Annotated in this window: 21 protein-coding genes; 8 read left to right on the forward strand and 13 right to left on the reverse strand. The window is 69.3% G+C overall.

The window, feature by feature from the left end:
* Positions 1-34 precede the first annotated feature (34 nt).
* On the forward strand, positions 35-910 hold the full coding sequence (locus ACIBVQ_RS29630) for a helix-turn-helix transcriptional regulator (protein ID WP_352013976.1): 876 nt from the start codon (positions 35-37) through the stop codon (positions 908-910).
* Here ACIBVQ_RS29630 and ACIBVQ_RS29635 read toward each other — a convergent pair.
* The 5 genes from ACIBVQ_RS29635 to ACIBVQ_RS29655 all read right to left on the reverse strand — a co-directional run bounded on the left by ACIBVQ_RS29635 (position 888) and on the right by ACIBVQ_RS29655 (position 6,798).
* Entirely contained in the window at positions 888-1,667 is a 780-nt protein-coding gene (locus tag ACIBVQ_RS29635) for a MerR family transcriptional regulator (protein WP_399181466.1), read from the reverse strand. The genes ACIBVQ_RS29630 and ACIBVQ_RS29635 overlap by 23 nt on opposite strands.
* A gap of 102 nt (positions 1,668-1,769) precedes the next feature.
* Positions 1,770-2,054, reverse strand: a complete 285-nt coding sequence (locus ACIBVQ_RS29640; protein WP_399181468.1) for a hypothetical protein — start codon at positions 2,052-2,054, stop codon at positions 1,770-1,772.
* A gap of 315 nt (positions 2,055-2,369) precedes the next feature.
* The gene (locus tag ACIBVQ_RS29645) at positions 2,370-2,882 is read right to left on the reverse strand and encodes a GNAT family N-acetyltransferase (RefSeq protein WP_399181470.1); all 513 of its coding nucleotides are present in this window, start codon (positions 2,880-2,882) and stop codon (positions 2,370-2,372) included.
* 666 nt (positions 2,883-3,548) lie between these two features.
* Positions 3,549-5,312: a hypothetical protein gene (locus ACIBVQ_RS29650; protein WP_399181471.1), complete on the reverse strand. Its 1,764-nt coding sequence runs from the start codon at positions 5,310-5,312 to the stop codon at positions 3,549-3,551.
* Positions 5,313-5,718: 406 nt separating this feature from the next.
* Positions 5,719-6,798: a Gfo/Idh/MocA family protein gene (locus ACIBVQ_RS29655; protein ID WP_399181473.1), complete on the reverse strand. Its 1,080-nt coding sequence runs from the start codon at positions 6,796-6,798 to the stop codon at positions 5,719-5,721.
* Between the two features lie 116 nt (positions 6,799-6,914).
* Between ACIBVQ_RS29655 and ACIBVQ_RS29660 the strand changes: the two genes are divergently transcribed.
* Together ACIBVQ_RS29660 and ACIBVQ_RS29665 are read left to right on the forward strand one after the other, a co-directional pair.
* The gene (locus ACIBVQ_RS29660) at positions 6,915-7,499 is read left to right on the forward strand and encodes a TetR/AcrR family transcriptional regulator (RefSeq protein WP_399181475.1); all 585 of its coding nucleotides are present in this window, start codon (positions 6,915-6,917) and stop codon (positions 7,497-7,499) included.
* A gap of 161 nt (positions 7,500-7,660) precedes the next feature.
* Positions 7,661-8,473: a hypothetical protein gene (locus ACIBVQ_RS29665; RefSeq protein WP_399181477.1), complete on the forward strand. Its 813-nt coding sequence runs from the start codon at positions 7,661-7,663 to the stop codon at positions 8,471-8,473.
* Between the two features lie 132 nt (positions 8,474-8,605).
* Here ACIBVQ_RS29665 and ACIBVQ_RS29670 read toward each other — a convergent pair whose 3' ends face one another.
* From ACIBVQ_RS29670 to ACIBVQ_RS29680, 3 genes are all read right to left on the reverse strand, one after another.
* A complete protein-coding gene (locus ACIBVQ_RS29670; RefSeq protein WP_399181479.1) occupies positions 8,606-9,493 on the reverse strand; it encodes a hypothetical protein in 888 nt (295 codons plus the stop codon).
* Positions 9,490-10,065: an RNA polymerase sigma factor gene (locus ACIBVQ_RS29675; protein WP_362784615.1), complete on the reverse strand. Its 576-nt coding sequence runs from the start codon at positions 10,063-10,065 to the stop codon at positions 9,490-9,492. The genes ACIBVQ_RS29670 and ACIBVQ_RS29675 overlap by 4 nt, the downstream gene beginning before the upstream one ends.
* Positions 10,066-10,383: 318 nt before the next feature.
* On the reverse strand, positions 10,384-11,160 hold the full coding sequence (locus tag ACIBVQ_RS29680) for a hypothetical protein (protein WP_399181481.1): 777 nt from the start codon (positions 11,158-11,160) through the stop codon (positions 10,384-10,386).
* Between the two features lie 294 nt (positions 11,161-11,454).
* Between ACIBVQ_RS29680 and ACIBVQ_RS29685 the strand changes: the two genes are divergently transcribed.
* Entirely contained in the window at positions 11,455-12,744 is a 1,290-nt protein-coding gene (locus ACIBVQ_RS29685) for a cytochrome P450 (protein WP_399181483.1), read from the forward strand.
* Here ACIBVQ_RS29685 and ACIBVQ_RS29690 read toward each other — a convergent pair.
* Both ACIBVQ_RS29690 and ACIBVQ_RS29695 read right to left on the reverse strand, forming a co-directional pair.
* On the reverse strand, positions 12,696-13,379 hold the full coding sequence (locus ACIBVQ_RS29690; RefSeq protein ID WP_399181485.1) for a TetR family transcriptional regulator: 684 nt from the start codon (positions 13,377-13,379) through the stop codon (positions 12,696-12,698). The two genes, ACIBVQ_RS29685 and ACIBVQ_RS29690, sit on opposite strands and share 49 nt — an antisense overlap.
* Before the next feature lie 97 nt (positions 13,380-13,476).
* On the reverse strand, positions 13,477-14,745 hold the full coding sequence (locus tag ACIBVQ_RS29695; protein ID WP_362784599.1) for an MFS transporter: 1,269 nt from the start codon (positions 14,743-14,745) through the stop codon (positions 13,477-13,479).
* Positions 14,746-15,003: 258 nt separating this feature from the next.
* Here ACIBVQ_RS29695 and ACIBVQ_RS29700 point away from each other — a divergent pair, with 258 nt between their 5' ends.
* The 3 genes from ACIBVQ_RS29700 (at position 15,004) to ACIBVQ_RS29710 (ending at position 17,290) form a co-directional block, all read left to right on the forward strand.
* Entirely contained in the window at positions 15,004-15,531 is a 528-nt protein-coding gene (locus tag ACIBVQ_RS29700; protein WP_399181487.1) for a hypothetical protein, read from the forward strand.
* Positions 15,532-15,671: 140 nt separating this feature from the next.
* The gene (locus ACIBVQ_RS29705) at positions 15,672-16,781 is read left to right on the forward strand and encodes a serine hydrolase domain-containing protein (protein WP_386189573.1); all 1,110 of its coding nucleotides are present in this window, start codon (positions 15,672-15,674) and stop codon (positions 16,779-16,781) included.
* Positions 16,782-16,978: 197 nt separating this feature from the next.
* Entirely contained in the window at positions 16,979-17,290 is a 312-nt protein-coding gene (locus tag ACIBVQ_RS29710) for a hypothetical protein (protein WP_399181489.1), read from the forward strand.
* A gap of 172 nt (positions 17,291-17,462) precedes the next feature.
* On the opposite strand, the gene ACIBVQ_RS29715 is transcribed toward ACIBVQ_RS29710, so the two are convergent.
* Both ACIBVQ_RS29715 and ACIBVQ_RS29720 read right to left on the reverse strand, forming a co-directional pair.
* Positions 17,463-17,879, reverse strand: coding sequence for a ribonuclease domain-containing protein (locus tag ACIBVQ_RS29715; protein ID WP_399181491.1), 417 nt, complete (start codon positions 17,877-17,879; stop codon positions 17,463-17,465).
* Positions 17,880-18,073: 194 nt separating this feature from the next.
* Positions 18,074-19,021 carry a helix-turn-helix transcriptional regulator gene (locus ACIBVQ_RS29720; RefSeq protein ID WP_399181493.1) on the reverse strand — a complete coding sequence of 316 codons (948 nt, stop codon included), beginning with the start codon at positions 19,019-19,021 and terminating at the stop codon, positions 18,074-18,076.
* Between the two features lie 147 nt (positions 19,022-19,168).
* On the opposite strand from ACIBVQ_RS29720, the gene ACIBVQ_RS29725 reads away from it, so the two are divergent.
* Positions 19,169-20,113: an alpha/beta fold hydrolase gene (locus tag ACIBVQ_RS29725; RefSeq protein ID WP_399181495.1), complete on the forward strand. Its 945-nt coding sequence runs from the start codon at positions 19,169-19,171 to the stop codon at positions 20,111-20,113.
* Between the two features lie 209 nt (positions 20,114-20,322).
* Here the strand turns inward: ACIBVQ_RS29725 and ACIBVQ_RS29730 are convergent, their stop codons facing one another.
* Complete coding sequence (locus tag ACIBVQ_RS29730) at positions 20,323-21,633, reverse strand: FAD-dependent oxidoreductase (RefSeq protein WP_399181497.1); 1,311 nt, start codon at positions 21,631-21,633, stop codon at positions 20,323-20,325.
* Between the last annotated feature and the right edge of the window lies 1 nt (position 21,634).

Consider the following 21,634-nt stretch of genomic DNA (forward strand, 5'->3'; position numbering starts at 1 on the left):
GGCTGGAGTTCCAGAGGGCGGGGATACTGGATTCATGGCACTGGACAGACGTGTGGAACTGGGCGAATTCCTAAGATCCCGTCGCGCCAGGCTGCGGCCCGAGGAACTCGGGCTGCCCGCCTACGGCGGCAACAGACGTGTCCCGGGGCTGCGCCGGGAGGAACTGGCCATGCTCGCCGGGGTGAGCGTGGACCACTACGTACGGCTTGAGCAGGGCCGTACCCTGCACTTCTCCGAGGCGGTCCTGGACGCGGTCGCCCGCGCGCTGCGGCTGGACGCGGCCGAACGCGACCACCTGTACCGGCTCGCCCGCCCCTGGTCGGAGGCCGACCGGCGGGAGAACGCCCCCGAGCCGCAGCGGGTCAGGCCGGGACTGCGCAGGCTGCTCGACCTGGCGTCCGGGGTCCCGGCGTACGTCGTGGGACGCAACACCGACGTCCTGGCCTGGAACCCGCTCGCGGCGGCGTTGATCACCGACTTCGGCGCGCTGCCGCCGCGGCGGCGGAACCTGGCCCGGCTGGTGTTCCTGGACGAGGGGACGCGCGGCCTCTACGCCGACTGGTACGGCAAGGCCGCGGACGTGACCGCCTTCCTCAGGCTCGACATCGCGCGTTATCCCGACGATCCGGAGACGGCGGTGCTGGTGGACGAGTTGTCGGCCGCCAGCCCCGAGTTCAGGGAACTCTGGAGTGAGCACGGCGTCCGCGACAAGACCCACGGCCGGTACGTCTACCGGCACCCGGTGGTCGGTGAGCTGGAGCTCGGATACGAGACGCTCCGGCTGCCCGACGACCCCGACCAGGCGCTGATCGCCCACACGGTCGAGGAGGGGTCCGGCTCGGAGACCGCGCTGCGGCTGCTGGCCCTCTGGGCGAAGGAGAGCCTCGTCAGCCCTCAGCCGCGTTCCTGACGCGCTCCAGGTAGGGGACGAGGGCGGCCATCAGGTCGGCGGGCCAGGGGAGGTTCCGGCTGAGTTCGGCGCCGTTGTCCCGCCACATCCGCCGGGCCGCCTCCTGGGTGTCGCCGGTCGTCCCGCCACCGGGGTGGAAGGCGGCGCCCAGTTCGTCCCAGCGGGCGAGGAGTTCCCGGACCCGGGGGTCGTCCACGGGGGTGTCGGCCCGCACGTGACCGAGGAGTTCCTCGACCAGGCCGGCCCAGCGGGTCCTGGCCTCCTCGACGACGTCGGCGCCGAGTACGGCCCTGCGCTCGGCGAGCTGTTCGCGCTGTTCCGGGGTGAAGTGGGTTTCGAACACAGAGATCATCTCCAGGGTCGTCATGAACCGCCCCGGGTCGGGCATCGTGCCGCCGTCGAGCCGCCCCAGCAGGTCGCGCAGCCGCAGCTTGAGCCGGTCGATCCGCTCGGCCTGCTCGTCAAGGCCGCGGAGCTGCGCGGACAGCAGCCCGCGCATCGTCGCCAGGTCGTCCGCCGGGTCCGCGAGCACGACCGCGATCTCGTCGAGCGACAGGCCGAGCGAGCGCAGGGCCCGAACCCGGTACAGCCGCCGCAGGTCGTCCTCGGTGTAGCGGCGGTGCCCTGAGGCGGTGCGTTCGCTCGCCGACAGCAGGCCGATCTCGTCGTAGTGGTACAGCGCGCGCACGGTCGTCCCGCTGGCCCGCGCCAGTTCTCCGATGCTCCACCGGCGTCCGGTGATGTCCTTCCCGGTCACCCTTGAAAAGGTAGAACCCCCCGTTACGGGGGGTTCAAGTCTCTTCTGGAGGAAGCGAGACTTCGGGGGGTGCCGACCGGGAAGGCCGGCACCCCGGTTCTCTTAGAGGAAACGGACGGGGAAGCCGTTGAAGACGCCACCCCGGCAGAAGCCCCAGCGCCCGATCACGCGCACGGGCACGCCGCCGCCCAACTGGCACCGAGCCGGAGAGATCCAGCGAATGGTGATCTCGCCGGTCTCGGGTGTGGGGTCGTCGGCGGTGGTCGGGGCGGTGACGATCTCGGCGGGAGCCGGGTCGGCTGCTGCGCTGGCGGGCACCCCGGCGGCCAGCGGCGTCGCGACGACCGCTCCTGCGAGCGCCAGACCTGCGAGAAGACGACGGATCATGTTGAGTCCCTTCACGGTTTGTGATTTTGACGTAACCGATCGTGACTCATTCTCGGCCGGGCGAGGCTCTCCCACGCCGGGCCATTTGACTGACCGTGAGTTTTTAATCACTGGCGGTAATGCTGTCTTCTCCTGGCTTCTCGGTGGTTTTTTCGGAGGCATTTCCTGTTTTGTCGCTCCGGAATAATGTGTTCAGTGGGGAAGGGGTGCTTTATTTGTTAAGCGAGAAAAGAGGCCTGTTTATCTGCTTTTGGTGGATGGATGTCGGCATTTTCTGCCAGATGGCGGTGATCGGTGGGGGTAGAGCGGGGGCCCTCACGGCTCGCCGATGGCCCCCCGGGCGGTGAACGAGATCCAGGCGTCGGGTGGCAGGTCGGGCCGGTTCGGGACAAGCCGGTGCTCCTCGGTCCAGGCGTCCCCGGCGATCGCGGTCGCGACCCGGCGCCAGAAACACGCCGCGTCGGCGTTGTCGTCCTGGAAGGCGATCTCCCACGTGCCCGGATGCCGTGCGACGACCTGCCGTACGGCACGCAGCCCGACGCCCGTCCCCCGTGCGCCGCGCACGACGAAGAAACCGCTCAGCACGCGGACCGGGCCGTCCAGGCCGCGGACGACGGCCAGGCCGAGAGGGCGCTCGCCGTTCGTCACCAGATACGGCGCCCAGCCGGGATCGGTGAACGCCGCGTGCAACCGGTCGCTCCTGAAGGTCCCGTCCGCGTCGGGCAGGGCTCCGCGAAACTCCGACATGTCATGACAGAACATCAGCCAGAGCCGCTCGGCGACGGGCCGGTCGGCTTCCTGGGCGAGCTGGACGAAAACCTCTGACATGGATCTCCCCGGTGAAGGTCGTGGAACGCGAAAAGCCTCCTCGCAGGACGGGGGTCCTGGCCGAGGAGGCTCAACGTTTCCCGGGAAACATATCAGGGTTTCTTCGTGGCTTGGGCCGAAGGCGCCAGTTTGGTGAACTTCCGGATGTTTCACAGTGGTGTGGGGCGGTCTCGGCTGGGTGGTGCGCGACGCTCGTCAATCCCGAACCCCTTTAACGTATATGCGCCGGTCTCCACGCTTTGACTAGATGTTGTGGGAATTTCGGTGCGTGGTATTCGTTCGGACGGTGAGACCTGCGCGACAGCGGTCCGATCGGGCCTGCGTGCCGTACGGGCCGCGCTTCCCCTCGACGGTCCCGCGTCTCATCGCGGAGAGGTTCGATCCCGGTCGTCCGTGCTGATGTCACAGAAACCATCAACGACGCCGATCGGAACAGCGTGAACAAAAGGTTTACACGTCACGGAGAGGGCGATTCGTGAGCGACCCCCGAATTTATTCTCTTATCTGCGAAGCACTTGAATGACGTTTGCGGGATGGCGGGGAACACGGCACGGACAGGAAAAGCGTTGCCGGGTCTCACCCGTGGGGCGGGGCCGGTGGGCGAGCCACGGGCGTCCGGATGCCCGCCCCTGGCCGCTCAGCTCCCGGTCCGGCCGGAGCCGGGCCTCACCGGATGAGCTGCTCGACGTTGATCTTCACCTCGTAGACGTCCCGGTACGGGCTCGTCCCACCACTGCTCAGGGGCCACAGGATGGGCAACGGCTGCGTCAGGTCGAAGGAGATGGTCGGTGTGGTCGGCTGGACGGTGTCGACCGGATAGATGTTCCACCGCGGGGTCGCCGTACCCCCCGTCCCAGGGGAGGACTGCGAGCCGGTGGGCGTGGGCCTGGGCTGCGAGCCGGGGTTCGTGGGGAACAGCGGCGGATCGAGGTTGACGAAGGTCATGGTCGAGCGCGGACCCACGTTGGGGGTGCTGCTGCCGCCTCCCCCACCGCCGCCGGTGCCGCCGGTCGATCCACCGCTCTGGGTGGGGGTGACGGGCAGGTTGTGGCGGTCGTTGCGGCTGGAGTCGCACGGCTGCGCAGCTCTGGCCGGTGGGCGCGCTCCGTCGGGCGCCTTGACGCGCAGCCCGAGTTCGCCCGCGATCATCAGGGCGTAGTGTCCCGCCAGCGCCTTCTGCCCCTGCTGGTTGGGATGCCCTGACTGCTGTTTCTGGTTGAAGGAGTCCCCGGCGGGTGCCCAGACGAGGTTGCGGGTGTAGGGGGTTCTGGTCCCCAGTTCGTGGCCGGCGAAGGCGTTCTCGATGTCCAGCAGGTCGGCGGCGATCCCGTGGTCGGCCAGGACCTGCTGCGCCTTCTTGATGGAGGCGGTCAGCCGAGGCGACAGGGCACGGAGTCTCGCCCAGTCCGCGTCCCGGTTGAGGATGAACGTCAACCATCTCATCGGGCCTCCGGGAAGGAGGCCGTTCGCGAGAGACTGGGGGTAGTTGACCATCATGATCCTGGCCTTGCCGCCGGTGGCGGTCTTCGTCGCCCGCACCAGCTGCACCAGTCGCGCCGACAGGGTCGACGGTTGCGTCAGCGGACGGACGAACGGCGGGCGCGGAGGTTCCGAATCCGCCCATTCCTGTTCGGAGGTGCGGGTGGTGTCGAACAATGGCGCGGTCTCCGCCTCGACGGCGCCCAGGTCGCCCTTCTTTTCGAGGAGGGCCTGCAGCCTGGGCCCGAAGTCGACGTCGTTTCCGCCGAAGCCGGAGATCACCAGGTCGGTGGCGTTGTCCAGCCCCTGGCTCTGCGGCGGGTTGACGCGGCCGTGGTCGTTCTGGCCCACGAAGAAGTGCTCGCTGGCGGCGCCGGAGGAGGCGTTGAAACGTACGTCGAAGAAAACCTCGGGATTGGCGCGGCGCAGCAGGTCGATGCCCTGCAGGACCGCCGCGTTGGCCGAACGGTGCCGGAAGTCATCCTCGTAGTCGGCCTGGGTGTGCCCCAGCGCCGGGATGGGCGGCTTCCCGTTACCGACCCAGAGGTAGGGGTCGGGCAGGAAACCGCGCTTGTTGAAGTAGTCTCCCGCCCCCTCTCCCGATATGTACGAGTCGCCCATGATGACGATCTTCACGACCTTCTGCCCAGGCAGGGGGACACCCTGGCGGAACTGGGTGGGTTTGTCGTCCCCCCAGAACAGCGGACCACCCGGCCCGGTACCCGTCGGCGGGCAGGTGTCGGTCGGCGCGTACCGCTGAGCCAGGTAATCCAGGCCGTTGGTGTTGGGGAGGTTCGCGAGCGTTTCGGCGTCGTAGTCGTTGAGCAGCGGGACGTCGCCGCCCACGGTGGCGCTCGCGGGAGTGAGGCCGGCGCCCGCGACCAGGACCGTGGCGAGGGCCGCTCCTGCGAGCGCGCGAGGCAGGGGGCGATGTAAGGATCTTCGCGTCATGCCGTCAACTATGAGCAACGCTCACATGGGGTACCTCCTGCTGAGGAAGGAGCCCACCCCCCGCCGACCGGCCGCCGCCCCCTCCTGCCGGGGAAGGATCCCCCGTCACATCCGCGAAGGCGATGGCGGGTCCGGCCTGGTCACGGGCGCGGCTCGGTGGCCGGACGCCGTACGGACCGGGGCCGCCGCCGTCGTGGGTCGCCGGTTCACGCTCGGATGTCCCGGGTCGGGTATGTGCGATCATGACCGGAACGGACGCCCGTTTCCTCGGCATCGCCGACCTGGTCGAAACCCCGTCCGTCGCGAGGGAGTCCATCCCGACGACGTCACGCTCTGCCTGGAGGTCGACCGGTTCCCCTTCGCCATGGTGGCGGCCCTGGAAGGTCCGCTCATGGTTCTGCGTCCTTCACGCGACTCTCTGGGCGGTTCCCTCGGCCGCTGACCGTTCGACGGCGGCGAGGAGCCGGTGGTGGCGTAGGGCGGTATCGAAACCGGGATACGGCTGCCGGGCTTCGGCGAGGGCTCGGGCCACCTCCTGGTAGAGGGCCGCGATGTTGGCCGGAGGGCCGGACCGGACGCTGTCCGGAACCGTGCGACAGGTGTCGGGCACGGCCAGGACGTCGTCTCCGATCCTGATGTTCCAGTCGCCCCAGTGGATGAACGTCCCGGGCTGGGCGGGGGTGGCGGTCAGCGTTCCCTCGCTGCCGACGAGTTTGAGAAGGAAGGCGTCCTGGGTGGACGCGTTGCCGCCGTGCACGACGACGGAGGCGGTGGCGCCGCTCGCCAGCAGCCCGTGCAGCAGCACGTGACCGGGCGTGGCGTTGGGCACGATCCGCTCCGTCCCGGTCACCAGCACGCGGTCGTGCAGGCGGGGCAGCCGGGCGGAGACCTCGGTCAGCGGGCCCGCGACCCGTTCGAGCGCGGCCAGGAAGTGACCGGCCATGATGGTCAGGACGTTGGTTCCCGCCGAGGGGTCGAGGCTGAACACCAGGTCCGGCCAGATCCGGTTGCCTCCGAAGGGGGCGCCCTCCGCCACCAGCGCGACCGATTCGAGCGTGCCGATCCGGCCCTCGGCCAGCAGGTCGGCGACGAAGCGGGCACTCGGGGAGTGGTGCCCCTGGAGCACGACCGCGTGGACGACACCCGCGGCGACGGCGGCCTCGGTCAGCTCCCTCGCCTCGTCGGCGTCGACGCCCAACGGCCACTCGGACACGACGTGCTTACCGGCGGCGAGGGCGGCCCTGATCACGGCGGCGTGCCCGGGGGTCTTCACCGAGACGACGACCAGGTCGACATCGGGATGCGCGACGAGTTCACCCACGTCGGCGAAGGCGTGCGGTACGCCGTGGGCGGCGGCGGCCCGGTCCGCGCCGGCCTGATCGGTGGTCGCGACCGCGGTCACGTCGAACTCCTCAAGCGCGGCGAGCGCGGGCAGGTGCGAGCTGTTCGCCCAACCGCCGGCACCGACAACCCCGACTCGGATCATGCGTGTCACCCCTTAGTTCCGTACCGATTGGTACGAAATTAGGATGATGCGGCGTCCTCGCGCAAGGGGTAACGTACCGATAGGTATAAAACTCGGAGGAGAGCACGGAGGACGGCATGCCCGGCGGGCGCCCACGCTCGTTCGACGCGGACACCGCACTCGACCGCGCGCTTGAGGTGTTCTGGCGGCACGGCTACGAGGGCACCTCGCTGACCGACCTGACCACCGCGATGGGCATCAACAAGCCCAGCCTCTACGCCGCCTTCGGCAACAAGGAGGAACTGTTCGCCAAGGTCCTCGCCCGCTACCTCGACGGTCCCGGCGCCTACACCGCCGACGCGCTGGCCGCCCCCACCGGCAGGGAGGTCGTCGAACGGCTGGTCCGCGGGGCAGTGGACCTGGTCGCGGGAGAGGGCACGCCCCACGGTTGCCTGTGCGTCAACAGCGTGCACGCCTGCGGGCCCGACGCGCACGCCGTACGGCGGGACGCCATCGCGGTGCGCAAGGCCGGTGAGGCGGCGCTGCGCAGAAGGCTGGAACAGGCCACCGACCTGCCCTCCCGCCACGACCCGGCCACCCTGGCCGCCCTGGTCCACACGATCACCGACGGCATAGCCGTACAGGCCGCCGCAGGCAGAAGTCACGCCGAACTACGCCGGATAGGCGACCTGGCCCTGCACGCCGTACTGAAGGGCGATTGAGCTGTGGGATATCCACAACGGTAGGTCGCGTTGTGGTTTCCGCAGGGACCCGGCTCCTGGAGACGGTGACGCCTCCCGGTCTCGGCCTGCCCAGCGGATGAGCCGCTGGGCAGGAGGCTCGCCGTGATGAGACGGAGATCATCGTCTGTGACGATCGGCGCATGAAACGCATGGGAGTGGCGCTGGTGGTGGCGGGTCTTCTGAGCGTCACGGTTCCCGGCGGCGCCGTTCACGCGGCCCCTGAACCGGGCTCTCTCGGCTCCGTCGTCAAAGCGATCAAGAAGCAGTTCGCGAAACACAGCAGCGTGCGCTTCTCCGTCAAACGACACGGCGGGCCTCCGTCCTACTTCGACATGAAGGCGTTCGGCGCGTACCGCTTCAGGACTTCAGGCATGTACGCCGCCGACACCACGGAGATCACCCGGGAAGGAGAAGGGATAAGCCGATCCCGGGGGATCAGCATCGGCCGGGATTTCTACTCACAGGCCTACGCGCGTTCCAAGGACGGCAAGTACATATGGAAGTCGCCGTCGGCTTTGGGGAAATGGACCTACGGACGGGGCTTCTCCGGGGTCGTCTGGAAAGAGGACCTGATCAACGGGATCAACCCCGGCTTCCTCGAACTGGTCGCGTCCAACGGTGCGACCAGTTCCGACGGTGGAACCTTCGAGGGAGTGAGGACGACCCTCCACAGCGGCACTGTGACGGTTCCCGAACTGGGAGGAAGGCAGGCCGGGATGTTCTTCGGAACCGAGGAGGGCCGAGGTCTGTGGGGCGGGCCGATCACCTGGAAGCTCTGGGTGGGCCCGGACAACCTGCCGAGACGTTTCCACGCCATCATGAGGTTCACTCCCGACCCGAAGTACGGCGGCGGCGAGGTCGAGACCATGACGATGAACATCCTCTATCGAGGATGGGGAAGCCCCGTCAAGATCACGGCCCCGCCCAAGAGCCTCCTCACCGACGACTGGTGAGTTCCTGCCCGCCGCCGGGCGTCGACGGCCTCACCGGCAACGGCGCCCTTCCGGCACTCCTCACCGAGAACACGTAGAGCGCCCCCATGCCGTGGTCGATCGTGTCTGTGATCCCGGAGGTGTCCCGCCGGTTCAGCGGTGCCGGGGGAAGGCGAGGGTTCGTGTGACGTACAGGCGGATCGTTCCCTTCGTCGATTCGTCCGCCTGCCAGACGAGCCAGTCACCCCCCACCGGGGTGTTCTGCCTCGTGGGGTACATCACGTAGGGCATGTCCGGGTCGCGTGGCCTGTCGGGGGCGGGTTCGGTGACCAGGTAGGTGGCCTTGAGGCCGCGTCTGCCGATCTCCGGCAGGACCTTGCCCACGGTCCTGCCCTCGACCCGGTACCCGCCCAGCGACGTCGCCCTCACCCAGGGGGGAGGCGTCTTCGCCAGGTAGTGCGGCCGGTCGTCGGGGACCGGATCGCAGGGCGCCACCGGGTCCCGCATGAGGATCGTGCTGGTGCCGTTCCATCCGTTGACGGGGTCGACGTACAGGGTCCAGACGAAGGTCTGGCCGGGCTTGAACAGCTTGGTGTCGATCTGCATCCGCCAGGCCCCGGGATCACCGGGCACGTTCGTGGGCGTGCGGTAGAGACCCCCGGGGACGTCCGTCACGACGGCGCCGCGTGGCTCCCTGCACTTCCGGCCCGCCGGGACGTAGTCCACGACGGCGGGCACGTTGAGCTCCTGGAGCTGCCTGGTCAGCCCCTTCACGTCCGGGAGGTCGCCGGGTGCGACGTCGCGTACGGTGACGTGCACGACGCCGTCGGAGTCCTTGGTGACGGCGTAGGCGGGAGCGGCCCCTCCGACGGACGAGACGGTGATCGCGCCCGCCGCGGCGGCGACCGCCGTCCCCGCCGCCAGGGCCATGACGATCCGGCGGCGTGGCCGTCCGGCCCGCTCGGCCGCCGCCCGCGCCGCCACGTGCTCCTTCAGCTCGGCCAGCCGGTGCTCCTCGAAGCCTGCGAGAGATCCGTTCATGATGATCCTTCCAAGATGGTCTCCGGGCAGGTGCCGGGTTCGTTCACGAGTCGGCGGTGCGCGCGGTGCAGCCGTACCCGGGCGGTGGCGACACGGATGCGCAGGGCCGTGGCGGCGTCGGTGACGGACAGGCCGTCGACGTCCACCAGTTCGGCCACGGCTCGCAGGCCCTTGGGCAGCCGCGCGATGGCCGCCAGCAGCGGGCGGGTGGCCCGTTCGGCGTCGATGCGTTCCTCAAGCCGCGCGATGTCGTCGTCGTCCAGAGGACGGCGCCCCGCGGCCCTGCCGTTCTTGTGCAGTTCCCTGGCCGCTCTGCGCAGTTCGGACGCCACCACGTTGCGCGCGATGCCGAACAGCCACGCCTCCTGGCTGCCCCGGTCGGGCCGGTAGGTGTTCGCCGCGTCGACGGCGGCCAGGAAGACCTCGGTGGTGAGGTCGTCCACCGTGTGCGGGTCGGTCATCCGGCGGGCCACGAAGCGGCTCACCCGTTCGACGTGTCTTCGGTAGAAGACCTCGAACGCCTCGGGATCCCGCATCGTCTGCCGGAGATCCTCCGGCGGAACGTCTGTCATCCACTGCGCCTTCCGCTGACTCGGGACTTTCCCCTTCTTGGTGAGCAGCGGGGCGGGATATTACATCCCGATCGGATCGGCCTCCCGCCGTACCGGCGTCCTCGTCATGAGCGCAACGGACATCGCGGGCCAGACGGACGCGGCGACAGGACTGCCTCCGACGACGGAACCCACGCCAGGGCCCCGCACGCGGCGTCAGACCCCTGACGTCACCGCAGGCTCGGGACACGGCGCACGCTCCACACGGCCAGAGAGGAGGGCGCCGGGCCGGTCAGGGAACTCCCTGCGGTGGCAGATACCCACGAAGAGGGCGCGGGGTCAACTCGCCGGCACCCGGACCTGGTCGGCCGGAGGGGCGGTCACGGTCGTATGACCCCAGTCGGAGAAGGTGATCTCCGTCGGCGTCTTCGCGGTCAGCCGTAGCCGTACCGGCCGTCCCTGGCCGTCGAGCCAGAGGTCGTACGTGGCCCGCGCGCCGAGCTCCTTGAGCAACCGGTCGCGCAGCCGCGCCTGTGCCGCCCCGTCACCGGCTCGGACCCTGTCGTACTCCTCCGTGGTGTCCTGCATGATCGGCAGCGGGTCGTACGCGTCGAGGAACACGGCGAGATCCAGCGCGTCGAGTGCCGCCCGCACGTCGATGGCGACCGTGTAACGGTCAAGCCCGCCCTCGGACGCCTGACCGCCCACCCGCCCCCGCGCCGCCAGTAGCGCGTGCACCCGGTGGCTGTTCACCAGCGTCATGGCCTGGTCCGTCACCACGGTGATGCCCAGCAGGTTGTACGGCTCGTGCTCTTCGGTGATCTTCTCCCAGGAATTGTCCGGCGCCGTCTCGTCCTGCATCTGCATGTACGCGGCGTCTCCCAGCCGAATGAGCCGCCCGCGCAAACCCTGGCCCAGATCGGCGAAGACGTCCTGGTCCTGTCCCCTGGTGACCAGGGTGGCGCTCTGGGTCCCCTGCTTCGCCACCCGCCTGACGTCCGGGTGCGCCTGTAGATATGTCTCGACATATCCGGTGATATCGGGAGCGGTCTTCATCCCCGGACCGCACCCCGCCACCAGTAGCGCCAATACGGCGATCACCACATATCTGGGCACGCGGTCATGCTGACACGGCCATATGCAGAACCCTCTGAGGGGAGCGTGCAGATCACGTGCAGAAAGATCTGTCCAAAATCCCGATATTTTCGTGTCGGATGTGCATTCTCGGGGTCGTACGGCGTGGCGATTATGGAATGTCCTGTTTTGGGGCAAATTGTGGCGCGTGGCTGGTATGGCATCGGCTGACTGTGTTCTCGACGGGCGGAAAAAGTCAAAGTTGCATGGCGTGCAAGTCCGGGTATGGTCGAAAACAGGACGCACCATCCACTGTGATCCACCACAGGAGCGCTGATGCCTCGTTCCACCACCGAGATCCATCGCGTCGAGAAAGCACCCGAGGCCGACCAGGCCACATTGCGGGTGCAGTTGCCCGACGAGCTGAAGGTCAGGCAGTGTCCGTTCGATCCGCCGCAGGCGCTGGCCAGGATGCACGCGCGGGCGCCGGTCAACCAGGTGACGCTGGGCACCGGAGAGAAGATGTGGGTGGTCACCGGCATCGACGAGGCCCGCTTCGTGATGTCCGACCCCCGTTTCAGCGCCGACCGCTTCAACCGCCGCAACGCCCTGATCTCCGTCCCCGAGGAGATGCGCGAGAAGCTGTTCGACGCACGCGCCATGGCCGGGCAGTTCGTGGCCATGGATCCACCGCAGCACACCCGCCTGCGCAAGCTGGTCGTCGGCCAGTTCACCCTGCGCCGGATGCGCGCGCTCGTCCCGCGCATCACCGAGATCGTCGAGGATCACCTGGACGCGATGGAGGCCGCGGGCACCTCGGCCGACCTGGTCAGAGCGTTCGCCCTGCCCGTGCCCTCCCTGGTGATCTGCGAGCTGCTCGGCGTGCCGTACGAGGCCCGCGCGGACTTCCAGCGCCGCACCTCCACCCTCATCCGCATGGACACACCGGTGAAGGAGGTGCTGCGGGTCCGCGAGGAGATGCGGGAGTTCATGCGCGAGCTGGTCGACGCCAAGCGTGCCCAGCCCGACGACGGCCTGATCTCCGGGCTGATCCACGGCGACCACGCCGGAGAGCTCACCGACGACGAGCTGGTCGGCATCGCGAACCTGCTGCTCGCCGCCGGGCACGAGACCACGGCCAACATGATCGCCCTGGGCGCCTTCGCCCTCCTGGAACACCCCGACCAGCTCGAACTGCTGCGTGACAACACCGAGATAGCCGACAAGGCCGTCGAGGAGCTGCTGCGTTACGTCTCGATCCTCCACATGGGCCCGTTCCGCGTCGCCACCGACGACGTGGAGGTGGGCGGCGTGCGGGTCCCGGCGGGCGACACGGTGATGATCTCGACTCCGGAGACCAACCGGGACCCCGCCCACTGGGAGGACCCGACCACCTTCGACCTCACCCGCGAACGCAACCCGCACGTGGCCTTCGGGTACGGCATCCACCAGTGCCTCGGCCAGCAGCTGGCCCGCGCGGAGCTGAGCGTCGCCCTGCCCGCCCTGGTGCGCCGCTTCCCGCACCTGCGGCTGGCCTGCCGTCCGGACGAGGTGCCGATGCGCGACGACATGTTCATCTACGGCGTGCACTCCCTGCCCGTCGCCTGGGACGCCCCCCAGGCCTGAGCCCGTACCGGTTCCGGGCGGCCGTTCGCGTCGGCCCGGGACCGGTCGAGCGGGGTGCCCAGCCCCGCGTCGAGCTGGGCCACCACCGTGTCGATGAGCGAGCTGAGCGGGCCCGGCTCGCTCAGCCAGCGCTGGGTCGCCACCCGCAGCGCGCTCAGCATGCACGACGCCACCAGGCCCGGATACAGGTCCTCGTCCCCGACCCCCGTCCGCTCCGAGACCGCGGCGGCCAGTTCACGCTCGCGCGCGGCGAACGCCTTGAGCCGGTACGGCAGCAGCGCCGGGTCACCACGCAGGACCTGGAGGTGTTCGACGTGGAAGCGCAGCTTGTCCTCGTCGACCACCTCCAGCACGGCCGCACGCAGCGCCGCCAGCACCGGTTCGGCGGCGGGGCGGCCCCGGAAGGCGGCGACGATGGCCTCGGCGATGGCCGCGTCACCCGCGACCACCGCCTCCTCCTTGCAGGAGAAGTAGTTGAAGAAGGTCCGCAGCGCGACCCCGACCTCCTCGGCGACCTGCTCGGCGGTGACGTTGGCCACCCCGCGCTCGGCGCACATCCGTAGCGCAGCCTCGCTCAACGCCGCCCGGGTCGCGCGCTTCCTGCGCTCCCGCCGCCCCATGCCGCCTTCGTCCATGCACCGCACCTCAGCGCTCGCGCCTGCCGTACCCGGAGAATAGATGGTCACCCGCCGGGCGACCATGGCCATACGCCGGTCCTGCGGTGGCCAAGGGTCATGTGGACGAGGTTCGTACGGCGCTCTCCGCGACGGGGTCCAGGCGCGCGTCGCTCAGCGCGGCCTCGACGCGGCGGTTGCTGGTCATGGTCGCGGTGACGGCGGTCATGGTGAGCAGGAGACCCGCGGCGACGTACAGCGGGGTGCGCAGGCCGTAGGCGTTGGCCAGCCCGCCGCCCAGGAACGCGCCGAACGGGGCGGCGCACATGGAGAGCATGCGGGAGGTGGAGGCGACCCGGCCCATCAGACGGGCCGGGACGATGGCCTGCCGGAGCGAGGGGCCGAGGACCATCGTGGCGCCGATGCCCGCCCCGCAGACGGCGAGCGCGAGCCCGGCCACGTACGCGTTCGGCGCCGCGGCGAGCCCCACGATGGCGAGGCCTTCGATGGTGGCGGTGCAGGTCAGCGCGGTGCCGGTGCCCAGGCGCCTTCCGAGGAAGGAGGCGACGCCCGCGCCGAGCAGGCCGCCCGCGGCCTCGGCGGTGAGGAGCAGGCCGAAGCCGAAGGCGCCGATGCCGAGACGTTCGCGGGCGAACAGCGGCAGGACGGTCTCCACGGCGAGGAAGGCGATGTTCCCGACCGCCGGACGCAGCGCGAGCCCGAGCAGCAGCCGGTCCCGGAAGACGTAGGAGGCCCCGGCCCGAGCCTGCCGGAGCAGTGACTCGCGGGCGCTCGCCACAGGGCGCGGTACGGCGGGCAGCGACCGGACGAGCAGCGCGGACAACGCGAACGACACCGCGTCGGCGAGCAACGGAACCGAACGTCCGAGCGCGAGCAGCGCACTGCCCGCGGGTGGCCCGGCGAAGCCGGACGCCGCGGTCTGGGTGCCGCGCAGGCGGGCGTTGGCCCGCTCAAGCTGGGCGGGGTCACGGCCGAGCAGATCCGGCAGGTACGCGGTGGCGGCCGTGTCGAAGAACAGTGAGCCGAGGGCGAGCAGGAACGCCACGGCCGTCAGCAGCGGGATGCTCAGCACGTCGAGCGCCGCCGCGGCGGCGGGTACGGCCAGCAGCACCGCACGCGCGGCGTCCGTGACCCACATCGTGCGGCGACGGTCCCAGCGGTCGACCAGCGCGCCGCCGAGCACTCCGAACAGCAGCCAGGGCAGCGTCCCGGCGGCCGTGACGACGGCCAGCACCATCGGATCCCGGGTCAGCGTCAACGCCAGCAGCGGCAGCGCGGCGTGCATCACCCCGTCGCCGAGCGAGGACACCGTCTGCGCGGTCCACAGTCGTCCGAAGCCGGCCGGTAACTTCGTTGCGTCACTCATCGGATCAGGCGTCCCCCTCGCCCTGGTCGGCGAAGGTCCCAGAGGCGCCCGCCACCACGGTCGCGGCGAGATTATTCGTTTTCATCACGGTATGTTCCACTATGGGAGGGAGTGTAGAACCGGCGCCCCCGAGGTTTCCGCGCGGCTCCGATGACGGCGGTCAGCGCATCCGAGGGCTGCCCGACTCACCCCGAAGCTCAGCTCGGGAGAACCAACCCCCATCCCAGGCCGTGGATCGACAGAGCCGGGGAGGCCGTCATGCTGCTCGGGTCGCGGGCCGGGTTCGGCCTGGAGTTCCACGTCGAGCGGGACCCGGGGCTGCTGTGCGTCGACGTCTTCGTCGGCGGGCTCCACGTGAACACGTGGGACAACGCGTTCTACCCGCCGCTGCTGGTCAAGAAGCTCAAGGACGAACTCGGCCGCTTCCGCACGCCGGCCGCACGACCGGTGGGGTTCACCTCGCCGTCCGAGTCCTTCCTCATCGCCGAGAACGGGCTGTACGGCGACGCCGGTACCGACGCCGAGGCGGCACTCGCACGGTGTGTGTTCCTGGAATGGGGCGAGTGCACCGACGAGGTGACGGCGTTCGCGTTCCCCGACGGGGACCGGGTGCACCTCGCCTGCCGGGTCCGTGACGGAGGCGGTCCCGCCTGGGGCACCGAGGCCCGGCATGAGCCGACGGTGGTTTCGGTGAGCCGGACGGCGCTCGTCGAGACACTGGAGGGCGGCCTCGCCGTCGCCGAACGCGAGTGGTCCGTCCGGCTCACCACAGGGGACCCCGCCTGACGGCGTCCCTCCCAAGTTGGAGACCGTCGTGTGGAACCAGGGTTTCCGTAGGGGACAACTCCGATGCCCTACCGCCCTCCCGCGTCGGATCTTGATATGGCGGAGGCCGAGAGCCGGACTCCGTGAATCGGAGGAACACCGTGAAGGGAAGACGCACCGGCACGGCCGTCGTGGCGTGCCTGACCGTGTCGCTGCTGGCGACGCCCGCCGTGACCGCCCCCGCGGCGGCGGACGCGAGCCCGAGCGGTCGGCCGGGTTTGCAGGCGATGCTGGACAAGATCGTCGCAGGCGGTGCGGTCGCCGCGATCGCCGAGGTTCGCGACGGGGACAGGACCTGGCGAGCCGCAAGCGGCAAGGCGAGGATGAACAACGCCCAGCCGGCCCCGGTGAACGGGCGCTTCCGGGCCGGGAGCGTGACCAAGTCGTTCACGGCGACCGTGGTGCTTCAACTGGTGGGAGAGGGAAGGCTGCGCCTGTCCGACAGCGTGGAGAAGTGGCTGCCGGGGCTCGTGGACAAGGGCGCCGACATCACGATCAGGCACCTCCTCCAGCACACCAGCGGCCTTCCCGAGTACTCGACGGACATGATGGACGAGGCGGGCATCCCCAAGGAGCGCTACCGCACCTGGACGGCACGCGAACTGGTGGAGAAGGCGGAGAAGCTCCCGCGCGACTTCCCACCCGGGTCTGACTACAAGTACTCCAACACCAACTACATCGTGCTCGGCATGCTGATCGAGAAGGTCACCGGCAGGCCGTACGCGACAGAGATCAGGGAGCGGATCCTGCGACCGCTCGGCCTGCGTGACACCCGCGTGCCGGGAGCCTCCCCGGAGGTGTACGGCCCGCACGCCCACGCGTACGCGCCGGTCACCAGGGGTGGCCAGGTCGTCCCCGTCGACGTCACACGGTTCAATCCCACGATGGCCGGTGCGGCGGGTGAGATCGTCTCCACCACCGAGGACATCAACCGGTTCTACCGCGCCCTGTTCCAGGGCAAGCTGCTCCGTCCCGGTCTGCTGAAGGAGATGAAGGATCCCGGCACGACCGAGGGGTACGGGCTGGGGCTGGAACTGGCGCCTCTTCCCTGCGGCACCGCGTTCGGCCACGGCGGCGGCGCCCCGGGTTACCTCACGGTGGCGTTCAACTCGGCCGACGGCTCGCGACAGGTCACGTTGTCGATGACCCCGTTCTCCGGCGACCCTCACCAGGCGGCCATGACCCTGCTGACCTCCGCGCTGTGCCCCTAGACCGTGGCTCATGGTGAGGGCTTCGTCCCCACCGGCCGCCGATCCCGTTCGCCCGCCGCGATGCTCACCGGCGGGCGACGCGGAACGGTCGGTTCATTGCCTGGCGGTCCCCCTCGGCCGTCGCCGCCACGCGCGCTTTCGCGCCGCCTTTCCTTGAATTACTCTTTGTTATAAATCAAATACAAGGAGTGATTGCTGTGCGACGTGTGATGTCCACGGTCACGGGCGCTCTGGCCGTCGGGGCCGCGCTCATCGTGGCCGCCCCCGGCCTCGCCTCCGCCGCGACCGGGACCTTCGAGTACAGCTCCCGCGGCATCTCGCGTACCTTGACCGACCCGAACGACCGTCAGTGCTACGACCTCGGTGACGCGGTCGGCGCCGAGAACAACACCGACCGTGTCGCGGTGCTGTACACCGGCAGGGGCTGCCGTGGAACCGCTGTCGCGAGGGTCGTCCCGGGTGGTTCCGCCGTGCGGGTCCGGTACGCGAGCGTGATATTCGAGAGCTGACGGCATCGGGGCGGGGCTTGCCGTGGTGTGGCGGGAAGCCCCCGAGCGGTCGAACGAGTGCGGAAAGGCGTGACCGCTGACAGGCGTTCGGTCGTCCGGGTGCGGCCTCGTCGGCGGAACGACCGGAATCCGGCGACGCGACGCCGGTGGCGCTGTCGCCGGAGGGCCGTGATCAGAGCTGGTGGAAGTTCCTGTAGTGGTCGGGGGAGTACCAGGCGGTGCCGGTGTTTCGGTCGAGGACGATCCGGTGGGCGTCGCGGGGGCTGCCCTGGCGGCGGGGGAAGACGTCGTATTCGGCGTAGTCACCCCCGGCCGGGAGTTGGTGCTCGCGGTTGCCGAAGACGCCGCCGCTGAAGTTCGACTGGCCGTTGGGCCAGGGGAACCATCTACGGGCGGCGGGGTAGTGCAGTTGGGTGTCCCAGATCGTGTTCGCGTTGCGGGCGGCGGCACAGCCGGGGATGGCGCAGTTGGGATAGACCGCCGCGGGTGAGGTGTGCGCGGCGGCGGGGGAGAGCGTCCCGGTCAGGCCGGTCAACAGGGTGATCGTGGTGGCCAACGCCACGAAGAGCCGGGTAGGAGAAGTACGCATGGGGGGCCTTTCTAGGCGACATCCCTACCATCATCACCTCATGGATGCATTCGACTACTTACCGTAATGGTTCAGGCATGTTCCGGATACGCGGAAGTGGCGTGAAGGTCATGACGGTTTGATCGCATACCGTCGGCGCATCGTGATCAAGAGGATGTCGTTCGGCGGATTCTCGAACAGCGCGCGTGCCGGTCTCAGCCGTATCGCTCGACGAGCGCGTTGCCGATCGAGGCCAGGTGGCCTCGCACACTTGGCGGGCCGGTCACCTCCAGCCATTCGACCAGCCCGGAAAGCTCGCCGGCGAGCGTGTACTCGTCGTAGCCGCGGATCACGACCTCGATGCGGCCGTCCGGCGTGGAACCTCCCACTTCGAGCCGACCGCCGAACGCCATCCGGAGCAGGCCTATCCCGTGGGGCACGCACACCGCCTGGATTTCGAGGGGCGTTCGCCCGCGGTCGATCTTGTCGGCGATCTCGCGCCAGCTCTCGGCGAGGTCGAAGTCCTCAGGCCGGTGCACGGGATCGTCGGTCGGGCCGACGGACGACACACGGTCGATCCTGAAGGTCCGCCGACCGGCCTCGGTGCCGGAGACGAGGTACCACGACGGGCCTTTGGCGACGATGCCCAGCGGGTGGACGGTTCTCACGGTTTCGGCGCCTTTGCCGTCGACGTAGCCGAGCCGTACCTGGACGCCGCGGATCACCGCGTCCTGGAGCTCGTCGAGGAAGCGAGGCGGTCGGTGCTCGATCCGACTCGACCCCCATCGTTGCGGGTCCATGACCAACGACGCCGCCGCCGCCTCGGCCTGCGCCCGGAAGGGCTCCGGCAGGGCGTGGACGAGCTTGCGCAGGGCCGCCTTCACGGCCGGCGTCGCGGCCGAGGCCTGGCCGGCGACCAGGAACAGGGCGCGGGCCTCACCCGCGGTCAACCCGGACAGGTCGGTGCGGGCGCCGCCCACGAGGCGCCAGCCGCCGCCTCGGCCCTGCATGGAGTAAACGGGCACCCCGGCCATGGCCAGGGCGTCGAGGTCGCGGCGGGCGGTGCGCTCGGAGACCTCCAGCTCCCGGGCGACCTCCGCCGCCGTCACCTGCTCGCGCCGCTGCAGCAGGAGAAGGACGGCCACCAGCCGATCGGTTCGCACGCCGACAACACTTTCACAGGAAACCGGTCATGAGGTGACCGGTTTCGGTCGGCAAGATGGTCACCGACATCGGCCCTCGGCCTTTCGGAGGTGCTCTTCGGGCACCTTCGTCCCCTGATCACTCAGAAAAGACGAAGAGGAAACACAGTGTTCGATCCAGTCGATTTTCCCAAGCCCACTCTTGTTTCGGTAAACGGTGTGGAACTTGAGGTCTTCGAAGCAGGCCGACAAAATGCGGGGAAACCCATCGTGCTCTGTCACGGCTGGCCGGAGCACGCCTTCTCCTGGCGCCATCAGATGCCCGCCCTCGCCGCGGCGGGTTACCACGTCATCGTCCCGAACCAGCGGGGTTACGGAAATTCATCCCGTCCGGCCGAAGTGACGGAATACGACATCGCACACCTGTCGGGTGATCTCATCGCACTTCTCGATCACTACGGATACGAAGACGCCACCTTCGTCGGCCATGATTGGGGGGCGGCCGTCGTCTGGGGGCTGACCCTGCTGCATCCGAACCGGGTGAACACGGTGATCAACCTGAGCCTGCCCTACCTGGAGCGCGGGGAAAGGCCCTGGATCGAGTCCATGGAAGAGGCGTTCGGCGGCGACTTCTACTTCGTCCACTTCAACCGGCGGCCGGGTGTCGCAGACGCCGTGTTCGAAGAGAACACTTTTCGGTTCCTCCGCAACATCTACCGGAAGAACGAGCCTCCAAGAGAGCCTCGGCCGGGTATGGCGTTGATCGATCTCGCCAGAGCGGAGAAGCCACTCGGTGAGCCCGTGATGAGCGACGGCGAACTGGCCGTTTTCGTCTCCGCCTTCGAGTCGACAGGGTTCACAGGCGGTATGAACTGGTACAGGAACCTTGACCGCAACTGGCACCTGCTGGCGGACGTGGACCCGATCATCCAACAGCCCACGCTGATGATCTACGGCGACCGGGACGTGGTCGCGAAGTCCGAAAGACTGACGGATTTCGTACCCAACGCGGAAACGGTCAGCCTGGATTGCGGTCACTGGATCCAGCAGGAGAAGCCGGAGGAAACAAACCAGGTGATCCTGGAGTGGCTGGGCCGGCGGGACGCCACCTGACGCGTGTTCCAGGAGCGCGGTGAGCCGGTCGCCCGACGGCCCGCAGAAGCATGTGCCGGCCATGGACGGAAGGCGAGGTCTCCGGTAGGCCGTTCGACGACCAGGAGGAACGAGACCGGGGACCTCGGGGCGGCACGACCTGACCGACGCGCGGCGGGCGGTGCCGCGGCCCGGACACCGACCGGTCGGCTGGAACACCCGGTGAACGGTCAGTCCGAGAAGATCGCGCGGCGCAGCGGGGGGATCACGCCGCACAGCCGGAAGAACGTCCGTGCGACGGTCCGGACCGTACGGCTGGGCAGGGTGGCCAGGCGCAGGTACATGGTGGCGGCCCGCACGGCGGCGAAGCCGTTCCTCAACATCGCGCGCTCGTACTCGGCGAGGGCGGGCAGCAGGTCGAGTTCGCCCCGGTCGACCGCGACCAACGCGCGGCGCAGCACGTTGGCGTCGTACAGCGCGGCGTTGCCGCCGAGGCCGCCGACCGGCGGCATGGAGTGGACGGCGTCGCCCAGCACGGTCACGTTCGTGGTCGTCCACGGCCTCACCCGTTCGGCGGCGGCGAAGTCGAACCGCTCGACGGTGTCCGCGGGCGTCCGGGTGATCAGCTCGCGCAGGCCGGGGTGCCAGTCCGTCAGGCGGGACGCGACCACCTCGCGCAGCCGTTGCCCGCGTTCGCGTTCCTGGGTGCCGGACGGGTCCGTGGGCGACACGCGCCGATGGGCGACGTAGGCCCACATGACGTAGTCGTCGTCCCCGGCGTCCTGGACGAGGAGATCCGGGTCCAGGCCCACGGCCCGCATCCGGTCACCGACACGCTCGACGACGGCCTCGTCCGTCTCCCGGCGGCGGAACACCGCAGTGAACAGGAAGTCCCGTTTCGGCAGGAACATGTTCTTGGCGCTGGTCACCTCCTCGGGCAGCCACGCCGCTCCGTCTTCGAGCCGGAGTTTGCCGCCGATCCCGACGCCGGGGACGGAGGACCGCCGCGCGTGCGGCAACAGTTGCCGCCGCACGCGCGAGTTGGCACCGTCCGCGCCGACCAGCAGGTCGCCGGTGACCGAGGTGTCGTCGGCGAAAAGGGCGGTGACGGTGCCGTCGGGGTTCTGCCGGTAGCCGGTGAACTCCTTGCCGAAGTGGACGATGTCATCCAGACCGGCGAGCAGCAGCCGCCGCAACGTGATCCGGCTGACCGCGTGCGTCCGCTCGGACGGGTCGAGCCCCGCGGGCGGGGCGTCCTCCCGCATCAGCAGCCGCATCCGCTCGGTGAACACCCCCATGCCGGGTCCGGGATCACCGGCGGTGGCCACCAGGATCTGCCAGAGGTGTGGAGGAAGGCAGTCGTGCAGCGCCCGGCTGCCGACCGGTTCGATGTTGAGCCGGTATCCCTGTAACCGGGCGTCGGGCGCGGCGTCGCGCTCGAAGACCGCCACGTCGATCCCGGCGGCGTGCAGGCCCTGGGCCAGGCACAGGCCACCGATGCCGCCGCCGACGATGACGACCCGGAGCGTACGTGTGGACATG

Source organism: Streptosporangium sp. NPDC049376 (genome assembly GCF_044466505.1).
Classification (GTDB): domain Bacteria; phylum Actinomycetota; class Actinomycetes; order Streptosporangiales; family Streptosporangiaceae; genus Streptosporangium.

Excerpts from the sequence above, each read along its gene's own strand:
- ACIBVQ_RS29640 (WP_399181468.1), bottom strand. The coding sequence starts at position 2,054 with ATGATCCGTCGTCTTCTCGCAGGTCTGGCGCTCGCAGGAGCGGTCGTC.
- ACIBVQ_RS29630 (WP_352013976.1), top strand. The coding sequence starts at position 35 with ATGGCACTGGACAGACGTGTGGAACTGGGCGAATTCCTAAGATCCCGT.
- ACIBVQ_RS29695 (WP_362784599.1), bottom strand. The coding sequence starts at position 14,745 with ATGAGTGACGCAACGAAGTTACCGGCCGGCTTCGGACGACTGTGGACC.
- ACIBVQ_RS29700 (WP_399181487.1), top strand. The coding sequence starts at position 15,004 with ATGCTGCTCGGGTCGCGGGCCGGGTTCGGCCTGGAGTTCCACGTCGAG.
- ACIBVQ_RS29730 (WP_399181497.1), bottom strand. The coding sequence starts at position 21,633 with ATGTCCACACGTACGCTCCGGGTCGTCATCGTCGGCGGCGGCATCGGT.
- ACIBVQ_RS29690 (WP_399181485.1), bottom strand. The coding sequence starts at position 13,379 with ATGGACGAAGGCGGCATGGGGCGGCGGGAGCGCAGGAAGCGCGCGACC.
- ACIBVQ_RS29670 (WP_399181479.1), bottom strand. The coding sequence starts at position 9,493 with ATGAACGGATCTCTCGCAGGCTTCGAGGAGCACCGGCTGGCCGAGCTG.
- ACIBVQ_RS29645 (WP_399181470.1), bottom strand. The coding sequence starts at position 2,882 with ATGTCAGAGGTTTTCGTCCAGCTCGCCCAGGAAGCCGACCGGCCCGTC.
- ACIBVQ_RS29685 (WP_399181483.1), top strand. The coding sequence starts at position 11,455 with ATGCCTCGTTCCACCACCGAGATCCATCGCGTCGAGAAAGCACCCGAG.
- ACIBVQ_RS29715 (WP_399181491.1), bottom strand. The coding sequence starts at position 17,879 with ATGCGTACTTCTCCTACCCGGCTCTTCGTGGCGTTGGCCACCACGATC.
- ACIBVQ_RS29650 (WP_399181471.1), bottom strand. The coding sequence starts at position 5,312 with ATGACGCGAAGATCCTTACATCGCCCCCTGCCTCGCGCGCTCGCAGGA.
- ACIBVQ_RS29665 (WP_399181477.1), top strand. The coding sequence starts at position 7,661 with ATGAAACGCATGGGAGTGGCGCTGGTGGTGGCGGGTCTTCTGAGCGTC.
- ACIBVQ_RS29660 (WP_399181475.1), top strand. The coding sequence starts at position 6,915 with ATGCCCGGCGGGCGCCCACGCTCGTTCGACGCGGACACCGCACTCGAC.
- ACIBVQ_RS29675 (WP_362784615.1), bottom strand. The coding sequence starts at position 10,065 with ATGACAGACGTTCCGCCGGAGGATCTCCGGCAGACGATGCGGGATCCC.
- ACIBVQ_RS29655 (WP_399181473.1), bottom strand. The coding sequence starts at position 6,798 with ATGATCCGAGTCGGGGTTGTCGGTGCCGGCGGTTGGGCGAACAGCTCG.